The sequence below is a fragment of the Nocardia aobensis NBRC 100429 genome, assembly GCF_000308375.1.
GTDB lineage: Bacteria > Actinomycetota > Actinomycetes > Mycobacteriales > Mycobacteriaceae > Nocardia > Nocardia aobensis.
Window position 1 is genome coordinate 42,674 of sequence record NZ_BAFQ01000291.1, and the last position, 15,735, is coordinate 58,408.

Genomic DNA, 15,735 nt, shown 5'->3' on the forward strand with positions numbered 1-15,735 from the left:
ATGAACAACACCGACCGGAGCGGATCATGCAGACCATGACCGAAGCCGAAGCCGGCGACAAGGATTTCGAAAGGCTGAGCGAGCCGTTCCGGCGTGAGCTGCTCGCCTACTGCTACCGCATGCTCGGCTCGGTCGAGGATGCCGAAGAGGTGGTGCAAGACGTCTACCTCGCGGCATGGCGTGCCTACGACCGCTTCGAAGAACGATCGTCGCTGCGTACCTGGCTGTACCGCATCACGACCCGGGCATGTTTCAAGGCGCTGGACAACAGCAGACGCCGTCCTCTGCCCGCGGATCTGGTTGCCCCACAGACAAACTCGGATGCCGCCCTCGACGCACCGACTCGGGAGGTGCCGTGGCTTCAGCCGATACCCGATTTCCTGTTCACCACCGCACCGGCCGATCCGGCGACCGTCGTGGTGGAACGACAGACGATGCGGCTCGCGCTCATCGGAGCACTACAACAGCTTCCACCACGACAACGGGCCGTGCTGATTCTCCGCGACGTACTGCAATGGCGCGCCGCCGAGGTCGCGGAACTGCTGGAGATGACGACTGCGGCCGTCAACAGCGCGCTGCAACGTGCCCGAACCCAGGTCCCGGTCCGGCGAGACGAGCTGACCGAACCCGCCGAGCCACAGTTGCGGGCCCTGCTCGACCGATACGTGGCCGCGTTCGAAACAGCGGACGTCGATCAACTCGTCGCGGTATTGACCGAGGACGCCAGGTGGGAGATGCCGCCGATCACGACCTGGTTCGAAGGGCGCGATACCATCGTCGCTTTTCTCACCAAGCAGATGCGCGTGATCGGGCCTGCGACGCTGGTCGCCGCTGCAGCCAACGGACAGCCCGCCTTCGCGGTCTACGCTCGCGGTGGCGACGGCACTTATCACCCCCACGCGCTGCACGTCCTGACTCTCACGACCGACGGCGTCGCCCGGATCGTCGCGTTCCACGGCGCATCGTTGTTTCCGCTATTCGGACTCTGAGACGGCGACAGCATGTCCGAACCGGAAAACACCGCCGCATGTGGTGCGACACTCGATACGCAGCTGCGGCTGTTCTGCTGTCTCATGCTCGGCTCGGTCGACGCCGCCGACCGTGTGATGCGGCAGATCTACCGTCACGCACCCGACCATCGAGACGATCGGCAGATTGAGCAATCAGAACGCGCCCGGCTGTTCGGTATCGCCGCCGGCCTCTGTGGCGTTGGCAATTGTTCATCGCACTGATCGGAGTGCCGCCGGCATGAAGCTGTCGGCCGCGGGAGTCGATATCCCTAGAGGTTGCGCGATTTTCAGTGCACGGTCGTACACTGAATTGGTGAGCGATCGGCAACAGTCGGAGATCGAAGCGCTCGCCCGGTTGGCGGGCGATGAACTCGGCGGTGCCGTCGCCGGGGTCGCCACGGTGCATCGCGCCATCTCCGATCACGTCTTCGCGGCCGTGCGGCTGGGGGTCGGCCCCGCCGCTCTGCCGGTGCAGGTGGTGCACGATTCCATCGCCGACAGCGTGTACCGGATCGCCAGCGGTTCCGCGGTCTCGGCGGGCGTGCTGGCCGAACATGCCGCGACGCTCTCCGGGGTATCCGCCCCGTCGCGTACGGTTTTCGGTTCGGGCTTCCTCGCTGCCCTGCAGGGGTTGATCGGTGACACTCTCGCCCAGCAGCGGCCGATTCTCGCCCCTCCCATGACGTTTCGGTCCGGCGGCGAACCGGTGGCGCCGGAACGGCTCGCGGAGTACATCACGAACCCGAGCGGTCGGCTCGTGATCTTCCTGCACGGTTTGGCGGAAACCGAACACGCGTGGCGTCTCGGCGGCAGACCGACCTATGCCGAACGACTCGAGGCCGATCTGGGCTGCACATCCCTTCAGGTGCGGTACAACAGCGGTCTGCACATTTCCGAGAACGCCCGGCAACTGGATGATCTGTTACAGCGCCTCGTCGAGCACTGGCCGGTCGAGGTCGAACAGTTGTCGCTGGTCGGCCATTCGATGGGTGGGCTCATCGCCCGTGGCGCGTGTTTCGACGCCACCGAGGAGGGACGTTCCTGGGTACGCCAGGTGCGCCAGGTGGTCTGCCTCGGGTCACCTCATCTCGGAGCGCCGCTCGAGCAATTCGTCCATTACCTCTCCGCGGCGCTGGTCCGCGTCCCGGAGACCCGCCCGTTCGGACGACTGCTACGCCGCCGCAGTGCGGGCATCCGCGATCTGCGTCAAGGTTCGCTGGTCGATCAGGACTGGGACGGTGTGGACGCGGACGCGTTGCGCCGCCGAGCGATCCGCGAGGTTCCGCTGCTCGAGGGCGCCGATCATTACTTCGTCACCGCGACCATCACTCGCAGCCCGCACCATCCTCTGGGCCGCGTCATCGGGGACGGTTTGGTGCTCACCACGAGCGGTTCGGGCCGAAAGCGCGCCCGGCGCATCGGTTTCGACGACGACAACGGCATGCATTTACCCGGGGCGAATCATTTCACGCTGCTCAACCACGAGGCAGTCTATGAAGCGTTGTCCCACTGGTTGCGCGGCGAGCGCGAACAGAAATCGCTGCGTTCGGACTGAGTCGGACGAATTCGAACCACAAGGGCCGTGAGAAGCCGAATACGTCGGCGTCCGTGGTGGCGGTTCATGATGATGTAGTCCGCGCATCGGCGCGAGACGGTGCGAAAAGCTGTCTACACGTGGCGTCGACAAGCAAGGATGGAACGCCGTGAGCCCAAGCTTCAGGATCGTGACGACCGCGATACAGGCAGCGGGCGCTCGCGCACTGTCGATGCCCTCGGCGTGGTGGTCGCTGCTGGCGCCCAAGCGCCCCGTCGTCGATGGTCAGCAACTCTCCCCGCGCCTGCACGTGTTGGCCACCCTCGGAAAACGTGAACTGCTCGCCCGGCGGCCCCCGTCCCCGGCAACGCGAGCCCGCTTCGATGTCCTGACACGCATCGCCGGCGGCATCGACCATACCGGGGCCGCTGTCGAAACCATCCAGCTGAGCGGTCCGGCCGGCCCGCTCAGCGCGCGACTCTACGAACCCACAGAACTGCGGCGACCTTGCGGCTTGCTGGTGTACGTGCACGGCGGCGGCTGGCATCTGGGCAGCGCCGCCGGTTTCGACGCACCCGCCCGACTCCTGGCCACGCGCGCCCGCGTGAAAGTACTGTCGGTCGACTACCGGCTCGCGCCCGAACATCCGTTCCCCGCGGCATTCGACGATGTACTGGCCGCGTACCGATTCGCTGTCGATCACGCACCGGACTGGGGTGTCGACAGCAGCCGGATCGCGATCGGCGGCGACAGCGCCGGCGGCAATCTGGCAGCGGCGACCGCCCTGCATCTCGGTGCGGACTCTCGATACCGACCGGCTCTGGCTGTGCTGCTGTATCCGGTGGTCGACACCAGCATGGACGGCTACCGATCCAGCGACCTGTTCACCGTCCCCTTGGATCGCGGCTGCGTCGAACGAGCCCTGACTTGGTACGCCCCCGACCCGCACACCGCCCTCGACCCACGAGTGTGCGTGCTGCGCGCGCCGAATATGGGCCTCATGCCGGCCACTCACATCGCCACCGCCGGAATGGATGTCCTGCGAGACCAAGGCGAAGCCCTGGCCCGCCGACTCGACGACCTCGCCGTACCGGTATCGCTCGAACGCTACGACGACCTGCCGCACGGATTCGCCACCATGCTCGCAGACCCCGACGCACGCGCCGCCACCGAAGACATCGCCGATGCCGTCCGCGCACGAATAGGCGAGCCCTAGCACCAGGCGGATCGACGTCAGGCGGGGAGGTGGACGCGCAGTGTCGGCGATGTAGAGGTTGCCTGCCGCGTCGAAGGCGGCGCCGTTGGCCATGGCGAGGCCGCTCACGAACACCTCACGCCGGTCGCGGTGGCGAATGCGCGCGAATCGGTGCTCGCGACACACACCGCGTAGGCATGCCACAGCTCAGCGAATTCCGCACTGGCCGTGAGAAGTTCGCCGATCACGCACCGCAGACGGGAATCGTCGGGATACACTGCGCCGGCTTGCCGGAAGCCCGCGACGATCGCCTGGCACGTCCAGGTCCAGTCGACGCAGAAGTCCCGGCTGACCGATTCGAGGAACGTCATTCGAGCCACATTGTCGCGCGGATATGCCGAGAAGAACGCCCTTGCCATGACGTTCGCCGCAAGGATGTCCATCGAAGAATCCATCACGAATGCCGGTGCGGCCGAATAGTTTTCCAGCATCTGCCGGAGCACGGGATCGACCGTTTCCACCGCGCGGGCGGCCGGAACGACGCCGGCCGGACGGAACAGATGCTCCCTCAACGCGTCCGAGAGCAGCAGGTTCCGACTCAGCGCATCGAGTATCTGCGCGGAAGGATGCCGCTCACGCCCACGCTCCAGATGGGTGTAGTAATCGGCACTCATTCCCGCCGCGTCGGCCACTTCTTCACGCCGCAGCCCGGCCACCCGGCGACGACCATACGAGACCAGCCCGAGCTGATCAGGTCGCACGCTCGCCCGCCGCGCCCGCAGGAACCCGCCGAGTTGGTTGCCCGTCACTCCGCCCACGTCAGGCGGTCCGTGAAACGCGGGTCCAGGACTTCCTTCGAATCCCGGTCCGGGAGAATTCCGCGATGTCGAACCGCCGAATTCGACCATAAGCAGCACATCCGGCACCGCAAATTCGTCTGCCACGGAATCGGCACGTCGTCGCGTCACGACCGGGTCGATCAATCACAATGCTGCACATGACGGACACGGCCGTGAGCGGGTTGGCAAATCGGCAGGCAGACCGGGTTCACCATGCATCGCAGCCTCGGGAAGGATTTCGGCCCGATATCGAGGGCCTGCGAGCGGTCGCTGTCGTGGCAGTCGTGCTGTTCCATGCGGGAATTCCGGGTATAAGCGGTGGATTTGTCGGTGTGGACGTCTTTTTCGTGATTTCCGGATTTCTGATCACCGGCATACTGTGGCGAGAGGTAAGAGCCAGCGGCACCATCGGGTTGGCCCGGTTCTACGGAGCACGCGCTCGCCGGCTGCTGCCCGCGGCGGGCATCGTGGTGGTCGCCACCGCGGTCGGCGCGGCGGCGCTGTTGCCGCCGCTGCAGGCGCGCCAGGTCCTCGGCGACGGGATCGCCGGCGCGTTGTATGTCGGAAACAATCGGCTGGCCCTGCGCGGCACCGATTACCTCGCGGCGAGCGAGCCGCCTTCGCCGTTCGAGCACTTCTGGTCACTCGGCGTGGAGGAACAGTTCTATCTGGTGTGGCCGGTGCTCATCGTCGCGTCGGCATGGCTCGTGCGGCGCCGCCGCACCGGATCGGCCGGGCCACTTCCCTATCTGATCATTCTTGCGGCTGTCGCCGCGCTCTCGTTCACGATCTCACTGATCTGGACCGGCACGCTGCCTCCGTGGGCATTCTTTTCGCTGCCCGCCGGCGTGGGAGTTGGCCGCCGGCGGCCTGGTGGCGCTCTCGGTTGTCGTGTGGTCCCGGTTGCCGCACTCGGTGGCCGCGCCGGCCGGATGGATCGGTCTGGTTCTGGTCCTCTTTGCTTGCACCCAATTCGACGGCAGGACACCCTATCCCGGCAGCGCGGCCCTGATGCCCGTCGCGGGTACTGCTCTGATGATCGTATCCGGCTGTGCCGGACCACGTTTCGGGGTCGGTCGGCTGCTGACCCGCGGTCCGGTGCGGGCGATCGGAGCCGTGTCCTACGCCTGGTATCTGTGGCATTGGCCGGTGTTGCTGCTGGCACCGCATATGCTGGGCCATCCGCTCGGGCGAGTCGGCGCAATCGGTGCGCTCGTGATGGCCGGCGGGCTTGCCCTGCTCACCCAGTGGACGGTCGAGAATCCGGTCCGCTTCGCTGCACCGCTGCGGAACTCGGCCGCGCGCAGCCTCGCCTGCGGCTTCGCCTGCACCGCACTCGCCACGAGTGCGGCACTCGTCCTGCTCGCGCTCGTCCCCGCCCCGGTCGGGCACGGCGAGGCGGCACCGTCCCTCGTACTCACCACGCCCCGCGACTCGGCCGCGACCGCCGCCGACCCCCGTGACGAGGCGGTCCGGCAGCTGATGGCACAGGCGCAATCCGCGGTCGCCGCCTCGGCCGAAATCCGTGCTGTCCCATCGAATCTCACCCCTTCGCTCGACATCGCGCCCGGCGACAAGGCCGACGCGTTCACCAACGGCTGTGTCCGGTCGTGGCGCGAGGTCGGCCAGGCCGAGTGCGCCTCGGGTGATCCGGACTCGTCCACCACGGTGGCCCTGGTGGGCGATTCCCATGCGGCGATGTGGAATCCGGCGCTCGAGCCGATCGCCGAGGCGCGGCACTGGCGGCTGGAAACGATGGCCAAGGTCACCTGCCCCCTGCTGGACCTGCCCATCACCAGCCCGTACTTGGACCGGGAGTACACCGAATGCGAGCAGTGGCGCGGCCAGGTGCTGAACCGGCTGCGCAACGAGCGCCCGCGGTTGGTCGTGGTGGGCATGTCCCGACGCTACGGCGGCGATTTCGGCTTCGTCTCCTACGATCGAGCCTGGGTCGACAGCCTGGCCCGCCTGGTGTCCGAGCTGCGCGCGATCGGTTCGGCGGTGCTCGTTCTCGGCCCGATCCCCGATCCCCACAGCACGGTGCCGACGTGCCTGTCCGAACACCTCGACGATGCCACCGCATGCGCACCCGCACGCCCCGTCGGAGTGAACGACGCCGGCGTCACGGCCGAGCAGGCGGCGACCACGGCCGGTGGCGGCGAGTACGCCGATCTCACCTCGATGTTCTGCGCTGCGGGCCGCTGCCCCGTCATCGTCGGCAATACTCTGGTGTTCCGCGACGACAATCACCTCACCGTCAGCTACGCCCAGACCCTCGGACGAGCGATCGGTGCCCTCACCGACCGCGCCCTCGCCCACGGATGACGGGCACCGGAATCCACTGCGGCATCGGACGCCGGCTCTGCCAGTGCAGAGTGCCCGCTCGGCTCCTACGGGAGAGTGGTGGCGAACATGAAGTTCCACAAGCGATCTCGCAGATCCTCGCCCGCCGCGCCGGACGGCCACTGGTGAAACTGGCCGTTTTCCACCCGGTACTGCACGGAGGTCCCGCTCCGGCACGGTCCGTAGCCGGCCGTCGTGCCGAAGGTGTCGCTGGACCGGGCTGGAAGGACGGGGCAGCCATCGCGATCTACCCATGCGCCGACGTTGGCCACACCGGCCGCCGGATCGGAGATCGGGTCGACCTGTCCCTGGGCGATGACGACGGAGATCGGGCGAGCCGGTTTGCAGGGCGACCCGGGACTGGGAATCAGCAGGGTGGGGTTGGGGAGGGTGGGATCGCCTCCCTCCCAGGAGGTTACGTCCGCGAAGACGTCGGAGGCGTCGCACGCCAGCCGCTGCGACATGATGCCGCCGTCGGACCAGCCGCTGCTGTATACGCGTCCGGGGTCGATGCACCAATTCGCCTCGATGTCGGCGACGACCGAGCGCAGGAACCGGACGTCGATCGAGCCCTGCTGGAATTCCCAATCGTTGCCCACCAGACCGTTACCGGGATCCAGCGGCAGATTGTTGGCGTTGCCCTGCGGGTAGGCGACGATGAAGTGGTGCGCGCCCGCGTAGGGAGTCCAGCCCGAGACCTGCTCGAAATCTGCCGCATTGCTGGCATTTCCATGCTCGGCGAGCAGCAGCGGCACCGAGTGTCCGGCCAGGCCGGCGGGAACGTTGAGCCGATAGATCCTGTTACCGATCGTCCGTACGACGGTACCGGCTGTCGGTGCCAGACTGCATTGCGCCGCGGCGGGGCGAACCGGGCTCCGATCAACATGTGTCACCTGCGCAATCTGCAATGACGCGACGACTGCGGCGATAGCGGCCGCGGCGAGGTGAATTGCGATAGCGCGCATACTTTCCCATCATCGAGACGGCGATGGGCAGCAGCCTACTGTGGCCCTGGTTTTCCATAGTGGTAAACGGTTGAATCGGTTCACCTCGCCTGCGCGCGACCGAATTTCGTGGACACAATGCTGGGCTCGGAGGCCACGACGGCCTCCGAGCCCAGTATTACGCCTCCGTTCATCACACCCAACTCACGCCCGACCGGGCGGGCGAACGGGCGATCCCGAGGCGAGGCGCCCTTATCGGAGTGCGCGTCCGCGGCCGGTGACCATACCGACCAGGAACAACAAGACCACCGCGCCGCCGAGGCAGGTGAAGAAGCTGAACCACAAGCCTCCGCCCTCGACATCGACGCCGAACAGTTTCAGCAGGAACCCGCCGATGAGGCCGCCGACCACGCCGACCACAATATTGAGCAGAATGCCCTGCTGAGCATCGGTTTTCATGATCTTGCTGGCCAGCCAGCCCGCCAATCCACCGATGATGATCCAACCGATGATTCCCAGACCCAGCATCGTGTCTCCTCTTTCGAACGTCGAAACGCTCCTCATCCGAGCGTGCTCGACGCCGATATACCCCGCATCCCGACAACCAACCAACCGACATCGAAAGCACCAAACACTCTGTGTGACAGCCACTTCGCGTACAACAGTCTGTCCGCGTCTATGCCGCGCCGGGCATCGCCGTACCGGGCCCGCGGTCGAAGATTCGGCCACGCCCACATCGTGATCACCACCGTCCTCGCGCTTATCCGGGAAACCCGCATCGTCGGTGTTCGACCAACCAGCGGCGATCGGAGGATTCGCCGACCGCCGCCCCCGGGAAGCCGGGACCGCTGATCGCTGTTTCGACACCAGCAACGGCGGTAGCGTAGAGAGGGCGGGCGGCAGGAGCGAACAGCATAGAAAAAGGGGCCCGGTTCGAACAGGGTCTTTTCGCGGGGTCCGTCGGCCACCGGAAATTGCATCGAAAATGTGAACCTGGCACACCTGCTGTTCGTGCTTGCTGGGTAGGACGAAGGATAGACGGGCAAGCTTCTCACCAACGAGCACAACGGCGAGTTGCGGCAGGGAGTGCCATGAGCAAGCTCGGACAGCAAGCCATCGTCTGCGGTGCGAGTATGAGCGGGCTGCTGGCCGCCCGGGTGCTGTCGGACTTTTACGAGCAGGTCACACTCGTAGAGCGGGACCCGCTGCCCGACGGTCCCGAGCAGCGTCGCGGTGTGCCCCAGGCGCGGCATTTTCACGCTCTCCTGAGTACGGGATCGAATGTCCTGGGCCAGCTGTTTCCCGGCCTGCTCGATGAACTCGTCAGCGCAGGCGCGAATGTTCTGGCCAACGAGCCGTCGCGTGTCTATGTCCGGTTGGGCCGGCACGAGCTCGGCGGTTCGGACAAGTATGCCGACCCGGCATCGCTGGTCGTCTATCAACCCAGCCGGCCATTTCTGGACTCCCATGTCAGGCGGCGGGTCCGCGCCATCGAGAACGTGAGAATCCTGGACAGCCATGGTGTCGTCGAGCCGATGACCGACCGGGCGCGCCGGGTCACGGGCGCGCGGGTGGTCAACCGCTACACGGGTGAGGAAACCGGGCTGAATGCCGAACTGGTGGTCGATGCGATGGGTCGCTCCGCGCACACCCCGGCGTTTCTCGACAACCTCGGCTGCGAGCGACCGACCGAGCAGCGCTACCCGGTGCATCTGAGCTACGCCAGCCAATTCCTGCGGGTTCCCGCTGACATCGTCGGCGACAAATTGGGCTTCTCGGTGAGCCCGCTGCCCGAACGACCGGTCGGGGTGGTGGCCGTGGCCTACGAGCACGACACCTGGATCCTGACCCTGTTCGGCGTGGACGGGCACAAACTTCCCCACGACCTGTCCGGCGTCATCGAATGCGCCGCGCAATTCGCGCCGCCGTCCCTGATCGCCGCGCTGCGGTCTGCCGAGCCACTCGGCGCGATGTCGGCCCAGCATTACCCGGCCAGCACATGGAGACGCTACGACAAGATGCGTCGATTCCCACCGGGTCTGCTGGTGATGGGCGATGCGATCTGCAGCTTCAACCCGGTCTATATGCAGGGCATGACCATGGCCGCGCTGCAGGCGGTCGCGCTGCACAACTGTCTGACCGATCGCGACGGAGACTTGAGCCGGCGATTCTTCAAGGCGACTGCCAAGCAGATCGGCCCGGTGTGGCGGGGGAATCGGTTCACCGATTTCACCGTGTCCCAGGGAGATGGTTGGCGCCGGGCGCCGCGACGCGTGGTGAACTGGCCCATAGACAAGGCACAGGAAGCCGCCGCGAACGATCCGGCGGTCGCCGAAGCCGTCCTTCGGGTGATGCATTTCGTCGACCCACCTGCCCGCCTCGCGCGGCCCTCGTTCCTGATGCGGCTGGTCACGGCCAACCGCCGAGCCGCAGCGGCGTCGAAACGGCAGAAAGGTGGCGGCGCGGAGAGCAGGGTGAACGATATAGCCACCGAAATCTTCGACATCGACCGCATGCCGCGCGGTGGACCGGATGCGTCGTGGCTGGACCGGCGGTTGCAGACCGATCGTCTGGAGTACCTCGACCGCGACGACGTCGATGCTCGCAAGCGCAGCATCATGCGTTCTCTGGACCGCGGCGAAAGGGTTTTCGGGATTCACCGGAGGCTCGCGCGCATCGTGCTCGACGAGGTCACCGGCGTGCGCGATCCCAAAATCCTCGAACTCGGCGCCGGCCACGGTGGGCTGTCGCGGGCGCTGCTGTCGATGCATCCCACCGCCCAGGTCACGGTCACCGACATCGAGCCCGCGGCCGTAGCCGCCATCGCCGCCGGTGACCTGGGCAGCCATCCGCGGGCCACCGTGCGCGAGATGGATGCCACCGCCATCGACGCGCCCGACGGGTACTACGACCTCGCCGTGTTCGCGCTGTCCCTGCACCATCTGCCACCACCGTCGGCCGCCCGGGTGTTCGCGGAAGGCACCCGCGCCGCCGATGAACTGCTGATCATCGACTTGTCGCGGATGCCTTCGTTGCTGCACCTCGTCACGGTGGCGTTGGCACTGCCGTTGACGATCGTTCCGTACTGGCACGACGCGTTGATCAGCTCGTTGCGCGCCTACAGCCCCTCGGCGCTGCGTGCGTTGGCCGGCTACGCCGACCCGGCGATCACCGTCGAGCTGCGCAGGCAGCCGCCCGTTCTCCCCGGCAGCCCGCAGATCGCGGTGGCCAGTTCTGCCCGGTAGCCCAGATCCTCTCCTGACTCCTGATGTCTTCCAATCCCGTTCGGCGTAGGGTGCTCGTGAGGCCACATCGTCAGTGGCTCCCCGCGAGCGTCCACGGTAGCTCCCTCAGACGATAGGGGCCGGACGCGTGGACATTCGATTGAACCGATCGGCATCGAGGCCCGTGTCCACGAACATGGGTGCAGTGTGCGCTATCGCCATCACCGCTACAGCCGGCCCGAGATCACATGATCGGTCGTCGGGTTGCCGGGATTTGAAGCCTCGAGGACATACGAGGAATTCGTCATCATGCTCAACTACGGTGCTCAACTGGAGGTTCTGGGGTCGTTAACCGCCGCTCAAAGGTCGATTTGGGCTGCCCAACAACTCCGGCCCGAAGTCCCTTACAACGTGGCCGTTTTCCTGACGATCGATCACGATGTCGACGCCGAAAGGCTCATGGTCGCGTGCGAATCGGCGGCAACGCGGTTCGGCACACCCTGCGCGCGGCTGTCCCTCGACGACGGCGAACCGGTTTTCCTAGTAGACCGCTCGTTTCCGCACACCCTGCGTTGTATCGATCTGCGCGCCGAGCACGACCCGGAATCGGCTGCTCGCGACTGGATGGACAACGACTACCGCCGGCCGATCGATGTGGCCCGTGACCGGCTCACCGACTTCGCACTGCTGCGGATCGCCGACGAACTGTCGTACTTCTACCTGCGTACACACCACCTTCTCTTGGACGGGTACGGCGCCGATAATCTGATGCGGCACATCGCGGCCGTCTACTCGGGCGCGGCGCCCGATACGGGCGAAATCGACTTCTCCGAGTTCGACCTGATCCGCGGCGCGGATCAGAAGTATCAGCAGTCCTCGCGCAGCCGGGCCGATGCCGAGTACTGGAAAGCCGTTGTGCGTGAACCTCTCGACATCACCGACCTGGGCGGGACGCGGAGGCCGGTGGCACCACGCCACCCGCTGATCCGGGAACTGAAGTGCCCGCCTCGGCTCGCGGACAACCGGCATGTCCGCTTCGATGTCGCAAGGATTGTCGCGACCGTAGCGGTGTTCATCGCGAAAACCACAGGACAGCAACATGTCTCGTTGTCGCTGCCGGTTTCGGCACGGACGACCGCGGCACTGAAACGGTGTACGGGCATGGTGTCGAACATGGTGCCGCTGCTCGTCGACGTCCATGACGACGACACCATCGGTGCACTGAGCGATCGGGTAGCCGAGGCCATGATCGGTGCGTTGCGGCATCAACAGTTCCGGCGCTGGCCGGACCTGATCGCCCAGGCGACCCGACCCGATATGAACATCGAATTCGGCCCGGCGATCAACATCATCGACTTCGCCGCCCCGCTTCGTTTCGGGCCTTCCGAAGTGACGTACAACGTATTGACCACCTATCCCATCCAGGACTGCGCAATCAACATCTATCCGCAACTGGGTGACGGCGCGCCGCGAATTCAGTTCATGTGGAATCCGGACCGGTACGCCGACGACGACATCGCCAGGCACATAACCCGACTGGAAATGCTTGTCGACCGCCTTCTGGTGGCGGATGCGTCGGTGACGGTGGGAGAGGTGTCGCTGCTGGCTACCGGTGAACGCGATCTGGTGTTGTCGAAGTGGTCCGGTGCGCGAGTGGCGGCGCCGGTCGGGTTGGCGCCGCAGTTGCTGGCTGCGGCGGTGGCGGCCTGCCCGGCCGCGCCGGCGGTTGTCGACGCTGCCCGGGAAGTGTCGTATCGCGAGCTCGACCAGTGGTCGACGAGGTTGGCGCGGGTGCTGATCGAAGCGGGCGTGGGTCCGGAGCGCGCGGTGGGTGTGGCGATGGATCGCTGCGTGGAGTTGGTCGTGACATGGTGGGCGGTGGCCAAGGCCGGCGGGGTGTATGTGCCACTGGACCAGGCCCATCCGGTCGAGCGGATCACCGCGGTGCTGGACGCAGTGGGGGCGGTATGCGTAGTGGCTCGCGGGTCCGGCACGGTAGCCGGGGCCGCGAGGCGTCCGGTCGTGCGCGTCGACGCTCCGGATGTGCCCGAGCGGTCCGCGGCGGCGATCACCGACGCTGATCGGCAGGCCGAGTTGCGGGTGGACAACACCGCGTATGTGATGTTCACTTCGGGATCCACCGGTGCCCCCAAGGGGGTGGCGGTCAGCCACGCCGGCCTGTCGGGATTGGCCGCGGCGCAGCGAGCGGTGTTCGGGTTGGGCACGGATGCGCGGGTTTCGATGGTGGCCGCGCCGACCTTCGATGCGTCGATCTTCGACATGCTGTGGGCGGTCGGATCGGCCGCGGCGTTGGTGGTGGCGCCGCCGCGGGTGTATGCCGGGGAGGCGTTGACCGCGTTCCTGGAGGACCAGCGGGTCAGCGCGGCGGTGTTGACCCCCACCGTGCTGTCGTCGCTGGATCGGACCCGGCTCGACCGGGTAGGCACGGTGATCACCACCGGTGAGGCCTGTCCGCAGGAGTTGGTGGCCGTCTGGGCGCCGGGACGGCGGATGTTCAACGGCTACGGGCCCAGCGAGACCACCATCGGCGCCACCCTTGCGCCAGTGTCGGCGGGGCAGCCGGTCAGCATCGGCACCCCGATCCCGGGGATATGCGCACTGGTGCTCGACGCGCGGCTGAACCCGGCCCCGGTCGGGGTGGTGGGCGAGCTGTATCTGGGCGGGCCTGCGCTGGCGCGCGGCTATGTGGGCCGGATGGAGTTGACCGCGGAACGGTTCGTGGCCAACCCCTATGGGGAGGCCGGGGCGCGGGTGTATCGCACCGGTGACCTGGTGCGCTGGACCTCCACCGGCACCCTGGATTACGTGGGCCGCGCCGACACCCAGATCAAGTTGCGCGGGCAGCGCATCGAACTCGGTGAAATCGAAAACACGCTGCTGGCCTGCCCACAGGTCACCAGGGCCGCCGCCGCCATGCACCGGAGCACCACCGGCGCCCACCTCATCGCCTACGTCGTCCTCGACCACACCGCCACCACCGATCACGACGCCGATATCGTCGAACAGTGGCGACACATGAACGACGAGCTGTACGACGCCGAGGTGGCGGCGCCGGGGTTCGGCATGGATTTCCGGGGCTGGAACAGCAGCTACACCGATGATCCGATTCCGCTCGAGGAGATGATGGAGTGGCGTTCGGCCACCGTGGATCGGATCCTCACCCTGCAGCCGCGGCGAGTGTTGGAGATCGGTGTCGGCTCCGGGCTGGTGCTGTCACAGATCGCGCCGCAGTGTGAGAACTATGTTGCCACCGACGTGTCGGCGGTGGCGATCGACAATATCGCGCACTGGCTCGAGCAGATGCAGATCCCGTGGCGTGACCGAGTCCAGTTGCTGACCCAGCCGGCTCATGTCACCGAGGCACTGCCGCGGGGCTCCTTCGACACGATCATTCTCAACTCCGTCATCCAGTACTTCCCCAACAGCGATTACCTGACCGAGGTAACCGACGCCGCCCTGGATCTGCTGGCCCCCGGTGGGGCGATGTTCATCGGAGACGTCCGTAACCACACCCTGCAGGGCGCGTTCCACACCGCGGTCACGCTGGCCCGCACCGCCACCACCGACGCCGCCGAGATCCGCAGGCGAGTCCAACTCGCCGTGCTCGCCGAACCCGAATTGCTGCTGGCCCCAGAGTTCTTCACCAGGTGGGCCGCCGGCCATCCGGCGGTGGCCGGACTCGACATCCAGGTCAAACGCGGATCAGCCGACAACGAACTCAACCGGTACCGGTACGACGTCATCGTCCACACGACGCCGACGCCGGTCCGCTCATTGGCCACGGCACCCACTCGGGCGTGGACCCGAGTCGCGGGGCTGCGCGGGCTGCGCACGCAGCTGATCTCCGAACATCCTGCCACCCTGCGCATTACCGACATCCCCCGTACGGGACTGATCACCGATGTCCGCATCGAACGCGCCCTCGCCGACGGACTATCGCTAGCCGACGCACTCGCCCGAGCCGACGCTACCTCGGACGCCGTGACCCCCGAACAACTGCACCGCGTAGGCGAAACCACCGGATATCAGGTCGCCGTCACGTTGGGCGCCCACCCCGGCACTCTCGATGCCGTTTTCCTCACCCCCACCGACCCTCACCGCCGGCACGCTCCACCGCTGACCGACCTCTACCTGCCTGCCACCGCAGACCATCGAATCACCGCCCACGCCAACGACCCCCACACCGACACCGAAATCGCCGCCATCCGTCAGCGGTTGAGCTCGTGGTTGCCCGATTACATGGTGCCGGCGCAGATTGTGGTGCTCGACGAGTTCCCGCTGACCTCCTCGGGGAAAATCGACCGTCAGGCTTTGCCGGCACCGACGTTTGCCGCCGCGCCCTTCCGGGAGCCACAGACTCGGGCCGAAAAGATCATCGCCGAGGCGTTCGCGGAGGTACTGGGCCGAGACCGGGCGGGGCTCGATGACGATTTCTTCGCCCTCGGTGGAAACTCGTTGACTGCTACCCGGGTGAGCGCGCGGCTGCAGCTCGCGCTGGGCAGGGAAGTGCCGGTGCGGCATCTGTTCGACGCGTCCACGGTCGAGGGTCTCGCCGACTACCTGAACCGGCATCGTGGCGGCCCCGCTCAGTCGACACTGCGGGTTATGCCGCGCCCGGAGCGAGT

The 15,735-nt window shown here is 66.5% G+C and carries 9 protein-coding genes and 1 pseudogene; 7 read left to right on the top strand and 3 right to left on the bottom strand.

The features are described 5' to 3' along the window. Positions 1 to 26 precede the first annotated feature (26 nt). The 4 genes from RJ03_RS31705 (at position 27) to RJ03_RS31720 (ending at position 3,760) form a co-directional block, all read left to right on the top strand. Entirely contained in the window at positions 27 to 989 is a 963-nt protein-coding gene (locus RJ03_RS31705) for a sigma-70 family RNA polymerase sigma factor (RefSeq protein WP_083871478.1), read from the top strand. Between the two features lie 12 nt (positions 990 to 1,001). Next, positions 1,002 to 1,232, top strand: a complete 231-nt coding sequence (locus RJ03_RS31710; protein ID WP_036509738.1) for a hypothetical protein — start codon at positions 1,002 to 1,004, stop codon at positions 1,230 to 1,232. A 16-nt stretch (positions 1,233 to 1,248) separates the two neighbouring features. Then, on the top strand, positions 1,249 to 2,565 hold the full coding sequence (locus RJ03_RS31715) for an esterase/lipase family protein (RefSeq protein ID WP_373281741.1): 1,317 nt from the start codon (positions 1,249 to 1,251) through the stop codon (positions 2,563 to 2,565). 169 nt (positions 2,566 to 2,734) lie between these two features. Beyond that, positions 2,735 to 3,760 carry an alpha/beta hydrolase gene (locus RJ03_RS31720; RefSeq protein ID WP_157163560.1) on the top strand — a complete coding sequence of 342 codons (1,026 nt, stop codon included), beginning with the start codon at positions 2,735 to 2,737 and terminating at the stop codon, positions 3,758 to 3,760. Positions 3,761 to 3,864: 104 nt separating this feature from the next. Here RJ03_RS31720 and RJ03_RS31725 read toward each other — a convergent pair whose 3' ends face one another. After that, a complete protein-coding gene (locus RJ03_RS31725) occupies positions 3,865 to 4,722 on the bottom strand; it encodes a helix-turn-helix transcriptional regulator (protein WP_157163561.1) in 858 nt (285 codons plus the stop codon). A 14-nt stretch (positions 4,723 to 4,736) separates the two neighbouring features. Between RJ03_RS31725 and RJ03_RS38695 the strand changes: the two are divergent. Then, a pseudogene (locus RJ03_RS38695) lies at positions 4,737 to 6,903 on the top strand (acyltransferase family protein). A 65-nt stretch (positions 6,904 to 6,968) separates the two neighbouring features. Here the strand turns inward: RJ03_RS38695 and RJ03_RS31735 are convergent. Together RJ03_RS31735 and RJ03_RS31740 are read right to left on the bottom strand one after the other, a co-directional pair. After that, complete coding sequence (locus RJ03_RS31735; protein WP_157163563.1) at positions 6,969 to 7,814, bottom strand: CE1 family esterase; 846 nt, start codon at positions 7,812 to 7,814, stop codon at positions 6,969 to 6,971. Between the two features lie 303 nt (positions 7,815 to 8,117). Beyond that, on the bottom strand, positions 8,118 to 8,393 hold the full coding sequence (locus RJ03_RS31740) for a GlsB/YeaQ/YmgE family stress response membrane protein (protein ID WP_036509744.1): 276 nt from the start codon (positions 8,391 to 8,393) through the stop codon (positions 8,118 to 8,120). Positions 8,394 to 10,378: 1,985 nt separating this feature from the next. On the opposite strand from RJ03_RS31740, the gene RJ03_RS37910 reads away from it, so the two are divergent. Beyond that, positions 10,379 to 11,110, top strand: a complete 732-nt coding sequence (locus RJ03_RS37910) for a class I SAM-dependent methyltransferase (RefSeq protein WP_245552453.1) — start codon at positions 10,379 to 10,381, stop codon at positions 11,108 to 11,110. A 288-nt stretch (positions 11,111 to 11,398) separates the two neighbouring features. After that, a partial coding sequence (locus tag RJ03_RS31750; RefSeq protein WP_157163564.1) for a non-ribosomal peptide synthetase occupies positions 11,399 to 15,735 on the top strand: 4,337 nt, incomplete at its 3' end.